We start from the raw sequence: 14391 nt of genomic DNA on the forward strand, positions 1-14391 counted from the left end.
CCCAGCCTGCGATCCGCCGTTCAGGCCTGGTTCGGACACGAACGGGTAGGCGGAATGTCGCGTCGCAGTGGTTCTCATAACCCGCGCAAGCCGGTGGGCGTCCCCACTTTCGAGGGTTGTTCACCCCCGACCGGATGACGGGACCGGGGTCCAATTCCACGCCACTTGGGAGAAAATCCGGTCCAACGCCCGCGAAGCCCGCGGTGACCATCCGGCACGCGGCCGACTTGATCGACTCCCACGATTCAGAACCGTGAGCTGCCGAGAAGACGTAGTGAACACACCGGCAGCCGTCATTGAAAAGCATTGCAGAATTACCTATTTCATGAATGTGAATATTTGACACAGATCTAAACCATCAGCTAGAAAGAAATGGCCCCGCCCTGCTGAACGAGGGTTGTCAATGACGAAAACCTCTCTACCTCTGCTGTCACTGCTTTTAATAGGTTCCCTGACCGTTCCCACCACGGCGGCCGCCGCACCTGCGCTGACGGGCCTGGACGTCTCGTCGGCGAACCGCCGCGCACCTGTTTCCGGCCTGTACGACTGGTCGAAAGCCGGATATCGCGGAAATGGCGTGCTGCCGGGCAACAACGAGCTGAACCCGAACGCCGCCTGCCAGATCACGGCCGCGGAACTCGCCTCCCAGTTCGCCGTGCGCCCGAACGACGCGGCCGACGACACGGCGGGACTCCAAGCCGCGATCGACTCCGTGAAGGCGCAGTGCTCGCCGAGCGCGAGCTACACCAGGCTCAGCCTCATCTCCCTGCCCGCGGGCGAGCTCAGGGTGTCGAAGGAGCTGCACGTCGACGCCGACTACCTGATCATCCGGGGTGCCGGCACGACCGCGACCAAGCTGGTCTACACCCCCGACGCGAACACCCGGTACGACACGCTCACCCCGGACGGGTCGGACTGGGACGAGGACGGCATGACCTCGGGCGCGGGCAAGGGCGGCTGGCTGTGGCCGGGACGCGGCCTGTTCCGGGTCCAGTCGCGCGGCGTGCACCCCAGCTACGCGAGCGACCACTCGCGAGCGCCGGAGAACCGCAAGGACATCTTCGAGGGCACCGTCAACGTGCACTGGAAGGCCGGCGCGAAGGTGAGCGCCGCCGCGAAGGCCGGTGACCGCGCCGTCAAGGTCGCGTCCGCGAGCACGATCAAGCCGGGCATGCTCGTGAACGTCCGTGCCGCGAACTCGGTCAAGTTCTACGAGCAGCAGCAGGCGACCGGCACCGGTTTTCCGCTGCTGAACATGCACATGCGGCAGCAGATCTTCACGGTCGCGTCGGTGTCGGGCACGACCGTCACGCTCGACAAGCCGCTGGAGTTCGACGTCCCCGTCAACTCCACCTCGGACGGTTCACCGGCGATCGACGGGGCGACCTACGACTCCAAGGTGTCGCCGCTGGTGGACCCGGTCCTCGGCGTCGGGTTCGAGAACTTCGGCTTCACGCAGGCGATGCCGAACCTCGACCCCGCCGAGGCCGTCAACAACTACGGCAACATGGCCCCCGCGGACGAGATGCACGGCATCGTCTTCAAGTGGGCGGCCAACTCCTGGGTGAAGGGCATCCGCGCGGAGATGACGGGCTCGCACCCGATCGTCACCGAGGAGGCCAAGAACCTGCAGATCGTCGACAACGAGCTCGACGGTTCGTGGAACAAGGGCAAGGGCGGCAACGGTTACTTCCGCGGGTCACGAGTGTGGGACTCGCTGTACGCGGGCAACACCTCGCGCAACCTGCGGCACTTCACGTTCCAGTGGTCGGCCTCGGGCAACGTCGTGATCGGCAACGACTTCGACTCCGACCTGAACCTGCACGGCGGCTGGGAACGCAACAACCTGTTCGAGAACAACACCGTCCGCGTCTCCTACGCGCACCGCTCGGGCAACTGCCGGGCGAACTGCGGTGAGGAGGGCGGCGGCGGGCCCGACGACTCGAACTGGTTCCCGATCTGGTGGGGCGCGGGCAGGAAGGCCGTCAAGTGGTCGGGTGCTTCGGGGCCGCGCAACGTGTTCTTCAACAACGGCATGACGAAGCAGCTGGCGACCGGCGGTGCGTACGACCCGTTCTACAGCGAGAAGTCGCGGATCTACCAGTTCGGCTGGAACGGCAGCGCGTACAAGCACCTCGACATCGGTGGCACGGCGATCGCGGACTGGGCGAAGAACGAGCAGCGCGACTACACCGGCGGCCACGGCGTCGACGCTTCGAAGACCGACACGGCGAAGTCGTTGTTCCTCAAGAACATCCCGGCGAGCCTCGCGGCCGGAGCAGACCTCGGCGCGACCGTCGCGGTGTCGAACGCCGAGCAGCTGAAAGCCGCTCTGCTGAACGCGAAGCCGGGCGACACCATCTCGTTGGCGGCGGGCACCTACCGCGGTTCGTTCGTGACGCAGAAGGCCGGCACGTCCGGCAGCCCGATCACGCTGACCGGTCCCCCGTCGGCCGTGCTGATCAACGACGGCCCGTCCGGCACGGCGCCGTCCTGCCCGGTGCCGACGGCGGGCTGGGACTCGGGTTACGGCCTGTGGCTGCACAACGCGCCCTACTGGACCGTCAAGGGCATCACGGTGGCGGAGTCGAAGAAGGGCATCGTCCTCGACAACTCCCACCACGTCACGATCGACGGCGTGACCGTGCGCAAGACCGACGAGGAAGGCGTGCACTTCCGGCGCTCGTCCGCGGACGGCGTCATCAAGAACTCGACGATCACCGACGCGGGCGTCGTGACGAAGGACTACGGCGAGGGCGTCTACATCGGCTCCGCGAACTCGAACTGGAAGTGCCACGGCAACTCCGGCGGCGTCGACAGGTCCGACCGCGTCCAGGTGACCGGCAACAGGATCGGCCCCGGGGTGTCGGCGGAGCACATCGACGTCAAGGAAGGCACCCAGGGCGGTCTGATCAGCGGCAACACGTTCAACGGCACCGGGATCTCCGGCGCGAACTCCGCCGACTCGTGGGTCGACGTGAAGGGCTTCGGCTACCGGATCGAGAACAACACCGGCACCTTCTCCTCGCCCGGCACGTTCAAGAACGGCTACGAGACGCACAACCCGGGCACGACGCCGTCGTTCGGCAACGGCTGCGGGAACGTGTGGCGTGGCAACAAGTCCGACCTCGGCGGTGTCGGCGAGTACGCGGTGTCCGTGTCGTCCACGTCGAAGTGCAAGGCCAACCCGAATGTCGTGCACGCCTCGAACACGGTCAGCCGTGCGAAGAAGGGCGTGTCGAACATCCCGGTCACCCCGTAGAAGGCGGGGGTTGCAGGGGTCCCGATCGGTGTACGGCGGCGTCGCCGGTCGGGACCCCTGGCTTCGTCAGGCGTTCTGCCGCATGGCCCGGACTTCTTCCCTGAGCGCGCGGACCTCCTGCAGCAGGAGGTCGTCGTGGTTCGCGGAACGGGGCGCGGGCACCTGCCGCACGTCCGGCTCCATCGCGCTGCACACCACGGCGATGAACAAGTTGAGCATGGTGAACGTGCCCACCATCAGGTAGCAGAGGAAGAAGATCCACGCGAGCGGCTGGTGGGCCATCAGATCGCGCATGACGTCCGACCAGCCGTCGCCCGTGGTGATCTGGAACAGCGTCAGCAGCGTCGATCCCAGGTCGGCGAACCGCGGGTCGCCGGAGTCGGCGAACAGGTTGCTCGCGATCACGCCGCCGATGTAGAGCAGCAGCACCAGCAACCCGGTGAGCGAGATCAGGCCGGGAACGGACTTCACCAGCGCGGTCACGACCCTGCGCATGCTCGGCACCATCGCCACGAGCCGCAGCGCCCGCAGGATCCGCAGCGACCGCAGCACGCTGAGCGGACCGGCGGCCGGCAGCAGCGCCACCGACACGATGACGAAGTCGAAGACGTTCCACGGGTCGCGGAAGAACCGCCAGCCGAACGCGTAGAGCCGCGCGGCGAGCTCCGCGACGAAGATGGCGAGCGCCAGGTGGTCGACCGCGCTGAGCAGACCGCCGTGCTTCGCGACGATCGCGGGTGAGGTCTCGGCCCCCAGAGCGGCCGCGTTCACCACGATCACGCAAATGATCATCCATTGGAACCGTGTGCTCTCGACGACCTCGCCGATGCGTGCGCGCAACGCCATGCCTGACTACTCCTTGCCGGGGGGACAAGGGCACTATCGGTTCACGGGACCCCGAGCTGATCACCCGGTCGTGTTGATCAGCTCCAGCCTGCTGGCGGTGCGCGCGAGGTCGAGCGCCTCGCCGCCGACGATCTCGGCCAGCGGGTGGTCACTCACCAGTGTCAGCCGGACGTCCTTGTCCACCAACACGTCCACGACGTTCGCGAACCTCTGCTGGGCCTCGCGGTCCTTCGTGGCCAGGGGTGGCACGCCGGTGATCACCCAGTCGTCGAAGCGATCGGCGACGACGAGGTAGTCCTGCGTCGAGGTGGGCTTCTCGCACAAGTCACCGAAGTCGAACCAGACCTTGGTGTTCTCGGTGCCGAGCGCGGTGATCGTGCGGCCGTTGACGTCGAGGGTGACGGGTTTCTCCGGCAGTGCGGTCGTCCTCGTGATCCCGCCGGTCTCGAAACGGGACCGCGGCGTGCCGTGCAGGTGCCGGTAGTCGGTGGTGCCGGTCAGCTCCACGACGTCCATGAGCTTCTCGACCAACGCGATGCCGGGCAGGAACTGGTCGTGGTGCAGCGGGTCGGGCAGCAGGCCGTCCGGCGGGTAGTTGGAGGTCGCGATGATCATCACGTCCCCCTCTTGGAGCACCTCCAAGAGCCGCGTCATCAGTATCGCGTCCCCGATGTCGTGCACGTGCAGCTCGTCGAACGCCAGCACCTCCGCCGGCCCGACGAGCTCCCGCACCGCTCGGGCGACCGCACCGGCCTCGCGCGGCCGCTCCCAGATCCTCCGGTGCAACTCCTGGAAGAACGAGTGGAAGTGCACCCGCTTCTTGGGCCCGGGCAGCAGGTCGAACAGCGCGTCCGCGAGGAAGCTCTTGCCCCGCCCGACCGGTCCGTGCAGGTAGACACCCCTGCGTCGACCCGCGAGCTCTTCGAGCCTCGCGACGGCCGTGAGCTGGGCGTCGTCGAGCTCGTACCCGCTGCTCGACACGTGCGCACGAAGATCCACTGTTCCCCCCGCGCCAGCTTACGATCGACCCCGTGAGCAATGTCGAGGCCGAGCCCGCAGAAGTGACGTGCACCTCCACCCCCGGCGGCGTGGAAGTCCTGACCCCGCGCGACGTCCCCCTGGGCGGCCCGCGAGCGATGTCGGTGCGCCGGACCCTGCCCCAGAAGCAACGCTCACTCATCGGCGCGTGGTGCTTCTGCGACCACTACGGCCCGGACGACGTCAGCATGGACGTCGCCCCGCACCCCCACACGGGCCTGCAGACCGTCAGCTGGCTCTTCACCGGCGAGATCGAGCACCGCGACAGCCTCGGCGTCCACGCCCACGTCCGCCCCGGCGAGCTGAACCTCATGACCGGCGGCGCCGGCATCTGCCACTCCGAGGTCTCCACCCCCGAGTCCTCCGTCCTGCACGGCGTCCAGCTGTGGCTGGCCCTGCCCGACGCCCACCGCGACGCGCCCCGCGACTTCCAGCACCACGTCCCGCCGACGGTTCTGGTCGACGGTTGCGCCGTGCGCGTGTTCCTCGGCTCGCTGGCGGGGTCGACGTCGCCGGTGCGCACCTTCACCCCGCTCCTCGGTGCGGAGATCGTGCTGCCCGCGGGTTCGCGCGTGACCTTGGAGGTGTCGGCGGGGTTCGAGCACGGCGTGTTGCTCGACACCGGTGACGTGTCGGTGGGCGAGACCGTCCTCTCCCCTGGTGCGCTCGGGTACGTCGGCACGGGTCGTTCGACGTTGACGCTGTCTTCTTCCGGCGGTGCGCGGGTGGTGCTGCTGGGCGGGGAGCCGTTCGGCGAGGAGATCGTGATGTGGTGGAACTTCGTCGGGCGCACGCACGACGAGATCGCCGCGTTCCGGGACGAGTGGCAGGCGGAGACCGACCGGTTCGGGCGGGTGGAGGGGTATCCCGGTGCCCGGCTGCCGGCGCCGCCGCTGCCGGGTGGGCGGTTGAGGCCGCGCGGCAACCCGGCCTGACACCGGGCATCACTTTGTGTGCCGAAATAGCTACAGAAAGCGCCGCGATCCTTAAGTCGAATTTAAGGTGGAGTCATCCCACGGTCCCAACATTCGGCCGTCTCAACTCGTGATTCCGTACACAGATGACCGAACACAACCAGGCTAAACAACGCGAACAGCCAGGTCAGAACAGGTGAGACGCACCGTCTCACCTGGTGATCGCACCTCGATGTCAAAAGTCATACTTCGGGACCATTGAAAATCACGTTCCGATCGCTTTTCCTGATCGAGGCATCCACGGAGGTTGCCGGACGTCTAAGGGGGCATGAGGAACGTGACACGAGTGGGCGCCGACTCGACATTCGCCTTCATCGCCCCTTCCGGGCGCCCCCTGCCCGTCGACGTCGAGCTCGGCTACCGCGCCGACGACCCGCACGCCGTGACCATGACGTTCCGCATGGGACGCCAGGAGACGGTGTGGCTCGTCAGCCGCGACCTGCTCGCCGACGGGTTGATCACCACCAGCGGCGCCGGTGACGTGAGGCTGCGGCCCCACAACTCCACGACCGCCGTGCTCGAGCTGCGGTCCGACGTGTCGCACGCGGTGTTCCACGTGCAGTCGTCCGAGCTGCAGGAGTTCCTGAACTCCACGTACGACGTCGTCTCGCCCGGTTGCGAGAACGACTTCGTCGACTTCGAGGTGGAGCTCCGCAAGCTGCTCGACTGAGGCGTTTTCACCCGAACGAGCCCGTATCATGGAGTTGTTCCAACCCATACGTTCGGTGTCGTGACAGTGACGACTTCCACCGCGTACAGCAGGGATCTGGGCGACGAGCTGCGCCGGCTCCGGCAGAGGTTCACCGGCTTGAGGGGCCGCGCGATGGCGCAGCTGCTCGGCTGGGATCCGAGCAAGGTCTCCAACCTCGAGCACGGCAAGATCCGCGGCACCGACATCGACCTCGTGCAGTACCTCACGGCGTGCGGCAAGGACATCGACTTCTTCGAGGACTTCCAGCGCCGCTACCACAACGCCTTCGACGCGTACTTCGCGCAGGACCCGCGCAACCTGCGCACGCTCGCGATGACGGAGGCGATGGCCACCACCATCACGGCGTACGACGTCCTGACGGTGAACAGCCTCCTGCAGACGCCGAGGTACGCCCGCGCACTGCAGGCGGCGACCGGGCAGCCGATCGAGGACCTCGACAGGCAGGCGGTCATGCGCCGCCCCGGCGGCCCCCGGTGCGTCTTCTACCTCCACGAACTGGCGCTGCGCATGCGGCTCGGCGGCGCGGGGGTGATGGAGGAGCAGATCGTGTGGCTGCTGGCGAACTCCTCCATCGTGCGCGTCGTGCCCGAGGAGGCGAGCACCGCGGCGTTCCAGTCCGCGTGCACGCTGTTCGAGTTCGAGAAGGCCTCGCCGCTCGTCCACGCGGAGTCCGACCTGGCCCGCGTCTTCGCCCAGGGCGAGACCGCCGTGGAGCGGAGCCGGAAGCTCTTCGACCTGCTCGACGCCGTGGCCCTGGACGAGACCCAGTCGCGGCGCAGGCTCGCGGAGCACCGCGGGCCCACACCGCTGCGCGCGCTGGCCAGGACTCAGTAGCCGTGGACCAGGTCGAACGCCAGCTGCGGGTCGAACTTCCCCGCGTCCACGCCGGGCGCCTTGCCGCACCGGCCGTCCGAGTCGCCGGGAACCTTGACCCACAACAGCATCTCCGCGCCACCACCGGTGCGCGCGGGCGTCCCGAGCCTGCGGCCGCCGGGGTTGCACCACTCGCCGTTGTGGCCGTTGCCGTTGCGGCTGGTGTCGATCACGAACGGCTTGATGTACCCGGGAAGCGCACCGCTGACGGCGTTCCCGTACGCCGTGGAGGCCGCGGTGGTGTGGTAGTTCGACACGTTGACCGCGAACCCGCGCACGTTCCGCACACCCGCTGAGTCCAGGCGCGACGCCATGGTCGCGGCCGGCACCCACTGAGCGTTGCCGGCATCGAGGTAGGCCCACGTGTTGGGGGCCTTGGCCTGGAACTGCTCGGTGGCGTACTTGATCATCGCCGTGCGCTCGGCCGTCCTGGCCGCGTCCATGCAGTTGAAGTCCGCCAACGAGTCCGGCTCGATCACCACCACGGCCGGGCGCGTGCCGATGGCAGCGGCGAAGGAGGAGATCCACGTCCGGTACGCCGCGGGCGTCCCGGCCCCGCCTCCCGAGTGGCCACCGCACGCGTCACGGCCGGGGATGTTGTAGGCCACCAGCACGGGCAGCTTGGTGCCGGTCTTGTTCACGTAACCGGACACGGCAGTCTTGATGTCACCGCTCCACGCGCCGAACCAGCGGGCGATCGGCTTGGTCGCGATGTTCGCCTCGATCGCGTCCCGGCGGCCGTCGTCGGGGTGGTCGCGCACCCACACGGCGGGGTTGGAGCCGGGGTCGACGTAGAAGCCGTCGGTGAGGCCGACGGGGCTGGCGGCGTGTGCTGCCGGGGCGGTGGCCACGACGGTCAGCAGGGCCAGCGCGAGTGCTCTGATCATGGCCCGGACACTCGCGTGGTCCGCTTAAGGGGCGGTAATTCGCCGCCGAAAGCATGTCCACTCGACCGTCAGGAGTGGACAGAACGTTGACGCCGCAAGGCGAACGAGTCAACCATGCGGAGTGACCTCGCATCTCACCAAATTGAGCAACGACCAGGTGCACGCCTACGCGGTGTACTGCACGGCGGCGGAGGCCGTGCGGAAGACGATGCTCCCGGTGGAAGTGCGGTCCGAGCCGCGCCGCTACCGCCTGAACGTCGGCGGACGGTTGGTGCAGGTGTTCGGCAAGCGCTCCGACGAGTGGCAGCTGTCCGACGCACTGAAGCCGTTGGCACCGGACACCGACGCCGTGGTGTTCGTCGACCTCGAAGGGGAACGACCCGAGTTCTACCCGGTGCCCGCCGACTGGTTCCGCCAGGACGTGCAGAGGCGGTACGCGGAGTACGTGGCACGCGTCGGCACTCGCCCGAAGAACCCGGACAGCCGCCACTACGCGGTGCCGCCGTCCCACGTCGTGCGGTGGTGGGACAAGTGGGAGGTCCTCACCGGCTAGAGGCGGGTGAGTCCTGACTGCAGCGGCAGCAGCGGCGCGGCCACCCGAGCCAGCGGTCCGCTCCGCACCACTCCCCCGTCCGGCCCCGCGAACGGCTCCGCCGGATCCAGCGAGTCCGGCATGCGAGCCCACACGGCCCACCGCTCGTCCCAGGCCTGGATCACGTCGAGATGCCCGCCGGGGAGAAACCGGGCCAGGTGCACCCCTGCGACCTGCCCGGTGTTCCCCAGCAACGGGAGCAGCCGGAAGCCGCCCTCCCGCCGCAACCTCTCGATCAGCTCCGCGCTGTCCATCTCATCTCGCCGCCAACTCCGAGTCCGCCCGATAAGCCTCGACCGCAGCATCCCGTTCAGCGACCGACCACCCAAGCGGGCCGGCGATCAGATCAGCCACCTGGCCCGCAACCGATGCGCCGAAGTCCAGGTTCTCCATCGCGATCCGGGTCCGCCGCGCCAGCACGTCCTCCAGCCCCAGCGCGCCCTCGTGCGTCACGGCGTACACGATCTCCGCCGCCAGGTGTCCAGCCACAGGCGAAGCGAGCGCAGGGTCTTGCGCGACGAGGGCCAGCACGTCGGACACGGCCGAGCCGTAGCGGCGCAGCAGGCGCTCCACGGTGGACGTGGGCAGGCCGGACTCCACAGCGACTCGAGCCCGGTCCGCCCACAGCTCTTGGAAACCGACGGCGCCGCACAACGGCAGCCGGGCGGTCAGGGAGGGTGCCACCGCGCGGCCGAGGCCGGAGACCGCGGCGTTCACGACGTCGGCGGCCATCACGCGGTAGGTCGTGTACTTGCCGCCCGCGATGACGAAGAAGCCCGGCTCGGGTTGCGCCACGGCGTGTTCGCGGGAGAGCTTCGAGGTGTCGCTGGAGGCGCCGGCGAGCAGGGGGCGCAGGCCCGCGTACGTGCCGACCACGTCGTCCACCGACAGAGGCGACCGCAGCACGGCGTTCACGTGGTCGAGGATGTACGAGACGTCCTCCGCGGTGGCCGACACGTCTTCGGGTGCACCGGAGTACGGGGTGTCGGTGGTGCCGATGATCCAGTAGGCGCCCCAGGGGATCACGAACAGGACGGACTTCTCGGTCTGCGTGATCAGGCCGCCGTCGAGCTGGATCTTGGAGCGTTCGACCAGCACGTGCACGCCCTTGGACATCCGCACGTGGAACGGCGGGGTGCCGGGCGACATCGAGTTCAGCGAGTCGGTCCACACGCCGGTGGCGCTGATGACCCGCCTGGCCCGCACCACGTGCGTGACGCCGGACAGCTCGTCGCGCACCGAGGCTCCGGAGACCCGGCCGTCCACCCGCAGCAGCGACGTCACCCGAGCCCGTGACACGACGGTGGCGCCGTGCTGGGCGGCGGTGCGTACCAACGTCGACACGAGTCGTGCGTCGTCCACTTGCGCGTCGTAGTAGCGAATGGCACCGGCGAAGGCCGCAGAGTCGACGGACGGTCCGACGGAAGCCATCCCCCGACGTGACAGGTGCCGGTGCATCGGCACAGCCCCGGCGCCGCCGATCGAGTCGTAGAGCAGCACGCCCGCGCCCACGTAGGCGCGTTCCCACTGCTTCTTCAGGGGGAAGAGGAACGGCACCGGCCGCACCAGGTGCGGTGCGAGCCGGCGCAGCAGCAGGCCGCGTTCCTTCAGAGCTTCCCGGACCAGCTTGAACTCCAGCTGCTCCAGGTACCGCAGCCCGCCGTGGACGAGCTTGCTGGACCGGCTCGACGTGCCCGCCGCCCAGTCGTCGGCCTCGACCAGGGCGACGGAGAGGCCGCGCGACGCCGCGTCGAGAGCAGCGCCCGCGCCGACCACACCGCCTCCGACGACGAGGACGTCGAACTCCGTGCTGCCCAGCGCTTCGAGCGATCGGGCGCGACGAGCCGGATCCAGCCTTGCGAACAACTTCAGCTCCTAAGGGCTAGCGAACGTCGGCGTCGACCCAGTCGAACGACTTGGTGACGGCCTTCTTCCAGTTGCGGTACTCGCGCTCGCGCTCGTCGGCCGCGAGTTCCGGCGTCCAGCGCTTGTCCTCGGACCAGTTGGCGCGCAGCTCGTCGAGCGACGACCAGTAGCCGACGGCCAGGCCGGCGGCGTAGGCGGCACCGAGGGCGGTCGTCTCCGCGACCACCGGACGCACGACCGGCACGTCGAGCACGTCCGCCTGGAACTGCATCAGCAGCTCGTTGGCGACCATGCCGCCGTCGACCTTCAGCTCGGTCAGCGGCACGCCGGAGTCGGCGTTCATCGCGTCCAGCACCTCACGGGTCTGGAACGCCGTCGCCTCCAGCACGGCGCGGGCGAGGTGGCCCTTGTTGACGAACCGGGTCAGGCCGACCACAGCGCCACGCGCGTCCGCACGCCAGTACGGCGCGAACAGGCCCGAGAACGCCGGCACGAAGTACGCGCCGCCGTTGTCCTCGACGGACGCGGCCAGCGTCTCGATCTCCGCGGCCGAGCCGATGATGCCGAGGTTGTCGCGCAGCCACTGCACCAGCGAACCGGTGACGGCGATGGAGCCTTCCAGCGCGTAGACGGGAGCCTCGTCGCCGATCTTGTAGCAGACGGTCGTGAGCAGACCGTTCTTCGAGGCGACCTTCTCGGTACCGGTGTTCAGCAGCATGAAGTTGCCGGTGCCGTAGGTGTTCTTGGCGGTGCCGGGCTCGTAGCAGGCCTGGCCGAACGTCGCCGCCTGCTGGTCGCCGAGGATGCCCGCGATCGGCACGCCCTTGAGCACACCGCCGGGGCCGCCGTTGCCGTAGACCTCGGAGGAGGAGCGGATCTCCGGCAGCATGGACAGCGGGATGCCCATGTCGGAAGCGATCTCCGCGTCCCACTGCAGCGTGTCGAGGTCCATCAGCATGGTCCGCGACGCGTTGGTGACGTCCGTGGCGTGCACACCGCCGTTGGGGCCGCCGGTGAGGTTCCACAGCGTCCACGTGTCGGTGTTGCCGAACAGCAGGTCGCCGGCCTCGGCGCGCTCACGGGCGCCCTCGACGTTGTCGAGGATCCAGCGGATCTTGGGGCCGGAGAAGTAGGTCGCCAGGGGCAACCCGACCTTCGCCTTGTAGCGCTCCGCGCCGCCGCCGAGGGCGCCGAGCTCCTCGACGATCGCCTGCGTGCGGGTGTCCTGCCAGACGATCGCGTTGTAGACGGGTTCGCCGGTGTTCTTGTCCCACACCACCGCGGTCTCGCGCTGGTTGGTGATGCCGACGGCCGCGAGGTCGCCGGTGTTGAGGTCGGCGGTGGAGAGCGCCTGGCCGATCACGAACCGGGTGTTCTCCGAGATCTCGACCGGGTTGTGCTCGACCCAGCCGGCTCTCGGGAAGATCTGCTCGTGCTCCTTCTGGCCCACGGCGACGATGGAGCCGCTGTGGTCGAAGATGATCGCCCGCGTGCTGGTCGTGCCCTGGTCGACGGCGAGAACGTACTGCGTCATCGAAGAAGTCCTTTCCGGAGTGTCAGAACGCGATGGAAGCGATCACACCGGCGAGCGCGCCACCGATGATCGGGCCGACGACGGGCACCCAGGCATAACTCCAGTCGGAGTCCTTCTTGCCGATCTCCTGGCCCTCGGAGCCCTTGTAGGCCATGGGGAGCAGGGCGTGCGCGATGCGCGGGCCGAGGTCGCGGGCCGGGTTGATCGCGTAACCGGTCGGGCCGCCGAGGGAGGCGCCGATACCGACGACGAGCAGCGCGACGGCCAGCGGGCCGAGCTGCGACGGGGTCTTGGCGAACGCGAGGACCACGAAGACGAGGACGAACGTGCCGATGATCTCGCACACCAGGTTCCAGGCGTAGCTGCGGATCGCCGGGCCGGTCGAGAAGACGGCGAGCTTGAGACCGTGGTCGTTGGTCTCCTCGAAGTGCGGCTTGTAGGCGAGCCAGGCGACCACGGCGCCGAGGAACGCGCCGAGCATCTCGCCGGCGAAGTAGACGAGCGTCGAGCCGAAGCCGACCGGAACACCAGGGGCGTACTCGGCCGCACCACTGGAGAGAATGCCGATCGTCACCGCCGGGTTGAGGTGCGCGCCCGACTTGAAGGCGACGTACACACCGGCGAAGACACCGATACCCCAGCCGAAGTTGATCAACAGCCAACCGCCGTCGAAGCCCTTCGACTTGGCGAGCAGCACGTTGGCCACCACGCCCGCACCCATCAACAGCAAGATGGCCGTGCCGAGCACCTCACTGAGGAACACTGACCCGAGACCCACGCTGGCCTCCCATTCGACTCTGAACGGCTGATCACCCCGTGGTGATTGACGCGGAACGTATGAGCGTCTGAACGCCTGTTCAACAGGAGCTGTTCGACAATGTCGACACCTGCAGCCCCCGAAGGTGTGACCGACCGGTCACGCTGCGCGCAGACAAGGCGATTCAGGGCTGTGTCCAGGGGTGATGGGCGCCGTAGCTGTTCGACATTGCCGACACGGGTCGTCTCAATTACGTTGCTCGCGTGCCGGGACCCATCCAGTCGATCGAACGAGCCGCAGCCGTGCTGCGGCTCCTGGCGCGCGGCTCCGGCCACCACGGTCTCACGGAGATAGCCGACTCGCTCGGTCTGGCGCGGGGCACCGCGCACGGGATTCTCCGCACGCTGCAACGGGTCGAGTTCGTCGAGCAGGACCAGACGACCGGCCGCTACCGGCTCGGCGCGGCGCTGCTGCACCTCGGCACGTCCTACCTCGACGCGAACGAACTGCGTTCTCGATCGATCAACTGGGCCGACACCCTTGCCGCGCGGTCGGGTCAGGAGGTACGGATCGGCATGCACCACGACGGTGCCGTGCTCGTCGTGCACCACGTGTTCCGGCCAGACGACTCGGTGCAGACGCTCGGCATCGGCGCCATGCTGCCGTTGCACGCCACCGCGCTCGGCAAGGTGCTGCTCGCCTACGACCCGGACCTGTCGGCGGCCGCACGCCGGCGGGAGCTGACGTCGTTGACGCGCAGGACGATCACGCGCACCCAGATGCTGGAGCGCGTGCTGACCGAGGTGCGCGGGCAGGGCTGGGCGGGCGAGGCCGAGGAGTACATGCCGGGCGAGGCCAGCATCGCCGCGCCGATCCGGATCCCCGGCGGGCTCGTGATCGGCGCGATCGGCATCTCCGGCGCGGCGGACCGCCTGTGCGACTCGGCGGGCCGTCCGCGTGCGACGCTGGTGCGCCAGGTCGTGCAGGCCGCGGAATCCGTCACCACCTCGCTTGTCGACGAGAACTGAGGGGCTCGCCGTGCAACGGTTC

13 protein-coding genes are annotated in these 14391 nt (G+C 68.4%); 6 read left to right on the forward strand and 7 right to left on the reverse strand.

The window, feature by feature from the left end:
• Positions 1–403 precede the first annotated feature (403 nt).
• On the forward strand, positions 404–3262 hold the full coding sequence (locus IE307_RS01720) for a right-handed parallel beta-helix repeat-containing protein (protein WP_229904286.1): 2859 nt from the start codon (positions 404–406) through the stop codon (positions 3260–3262).
• Between the two features lie 66 nt (positions 3263–3328).
• Here the strand turns inward: IE307_RS01720 and IE307_RS01725 are convergent, their stop codons facing one another.
• Both IE307_RS01725 and zapE read right to left on the reverse strand, forming a co-directional pair.
• The gene (locus tag IE307_RS01725) at positions 3329–4108 is read right to left on the reverse strand and encodes an ion transporter (protein WP_191295648.1); all 780 of its coding nucleotides are present in this window, start codon (positions 4106–4108) and stop codon (positions 3329–3331) included.
• Positions 4109–4168: 60 nt separating this feature from the next.
• Positions 4169–5107, reverse strand: coding sequence for a cell division protein ZapE (gene zapE / locus IE307_RS01730; RefSeq protein ID WP_191295649.1), 939 nt, complete (start codon positions 5105–5107; stop codon positions 4169–4171).
• A gap of 32 nt (positions 5108–5139) precedes the next feature.
• Here zapE and IE307_RS01735 point away from each other — a divergent pair, with 32 nt between their 5' ends.
• From IE307_RS01735 to IE307_RS01745, 3 genes are all read left to right on the forward strand, one after another.
• The gene (locus IE307_RS01735) at positions 5140–6081 is read left to right on the forward strand and encodes a pirin family protein (protein ID WP_191295650.1); all 942 of its coding nucleotides are present in this window, start codon (positions 5140–5142) and stop codon (positions 6079–6081) included.
• Between the two features lie 307 nt (positions 6082–6388).
• Complete coding sequence (locus IE307_RS01740) at positions 6389–6790, forward strand: SsgA family sporulation/cell division regulator (RefSeq protein ID WP_191295651.1); 402 nt, start codon at positions 6389–6391, stop codon at positions 6788–6790.
• Between the two features lie 60 nt (positions 6791–6850).
• Positions 6851–7666: a helix-turn-helix domain-containing protein gene (locus tag IE307_RS01745; protein ID WP_191295652.1), complete on the forward strand. Its 816-nt coding sequence runs from the start codon at positions 6851–6853 to the stop codon at positions 7664–7666.
• Here the strand turns inward: IE307_RS01745 and IE307_RS01750 are convergent.
• Complete coding sequence (locus IE307_RS01750) at positions 7660–8592, reverse strand: glycoside hydrolase family 6 protein (RefSeq protein ID WP_191295653.1); 933 nt, start codon at positions 8590–8592, stop codon at positions 7660–7662. The two genes, IE307_RS01745 and IE307_RS01750, sit on opposite strands and share 7 nt — an antisense overlap.
• 121 nt (positions 8593–8713) lie before the next feature.
• Between IE307_RS01750 and IE307_RS01755 the strand changes: the two genes are divergently transcribed.
• A complete protein-coding gene (locus tag IE307_RS01755) occupies positions 8714–9145 on the forward strand; it encodes a hypothetical protein (protein ID WP_191295654.1) in 432 nt (143 codons plus the stop codon).
• On the opposite strand, the gene IE307_RS01760 is transcribed toward IE307_RS01755, so the two are convergent.
• From IE307_RS01760 to IE307_RS01775, 4 genes are read right to left on the reverse strand one after another with little or no spacing between them, the layout of a single operon-like run.
• Positions 9142–9438: a hypothetical protein gene (locus IE307_RS01760; RefSeq protein ID WP_191295655.1), complete on the reverse strand. Its 297-nt coding sequence runs from the start codon at positions 9436–9438 to the stop codon at positions 9142–9144. The genes IE307_RS01755 and IE307_RS01760 overlap by 4 nt on opposite strands.
• A gap of 1 nt (position 9439) precedes the next feature.
• Positions 9440–11050, reverse strand: coding sequence for a glycerol-3-phosphate dehydrogenase/oxidase (locus IE307_RS01765; RefSeq protein ID WP_191295656.1), 1611 nt, complete (start codon positions 11048–11050; stop codon positions 9440–9442).
• Between the two features lie 16 nt (positions 11051–11066).
• Positions 11067–12584 (reverse strand): glycerol kinase GlpK, encoded by a 1518-nt coding sequence (gene glpK / locus IE307_RS01770; protein WP_191295657.1) that lies wholly within the window; start codon positions 12582–12584, stop codon positions 11067–11069.
• Positions 12585–12606: 22 nt separating this feature from the next.
• Positions 12607–13362 (reverse strand): MIP/aquaporin family protein, encoded by a 756-nt coding sequence (locus IE307_RS01775; protein ID WP_191295658.1) that lies wholly within the window; start codon positions 13360–13362, stop codon positions 12607–12609.
• Between the two features lie 242 nt (positions 13363–13604).
• On the opposite strand from IE307_RS01775, the gene IE307_RS01780 reads away from it, so the two are divergent.
• A complete protein-coding gene (locus IE307_RS01780) occupies positions 13605–14369 on the forward strand; it encodes an IclR family transcriptional regulator (protein WP_191295659.1) in 765 nt (254 codons plus the stop codon).
• The last annotated feature ends 22 nt before the right edge of the window (positions 14370–14391 follow it).

This window comes from Lentzea cavernae (genome assembly GCF_014653695.1).
In the GTDB taxonomy this organism is placed as follows: Bacteria; Actinomycetota; Actinomycetes; order Mycobacteriales; family Pseudonocardiaceae; genus Lentzea; species Lentzea cavernae.

Coding starts and splice junctions, on each gene's coding strand:
- IE307_RS01720 (WP_229904286.1), top strand. CDS start 404: ATGACGAAAACCTCTCTACCTCTGCTGTCACTGCTTTTAATAGGTTCC.
- IE307_RS01725 (WP_191295648.1), bottom strand. CDS start 4,108: ATGGCGTTGCGCGCACGCATCGGCGAGGTCGTCGAGAGCACACGGTTC.
- IE307_RS01740 (WP_191295651.1), top strand. CDS start 6,389: ATGAGGAACGTGACACGAGTGGGCGCCGACTCGACATTCGCCTTCATC.
- IE307_RS01750 (WP_191295653.1), bottom strand. CDS start 8,592: ATGATCAGAGCACTCGCGCTGGCCCTGCTGACCGTCGTGGCCACCGCC.
- IE307_RS01760 (WP_191295655.1), bottom strand. CDS start 9,438: ATGGACAGCGCGGAGCTGATCGAGAGGTTGCGGCGGGAGGGCGGCTTC.
- glpK (WP_191295657.1), bottom strand. CDS start 12,584: ATGACGCAGTACGTTCTCGCCGTCGACCAGGGCACGACCAGCACGCGG.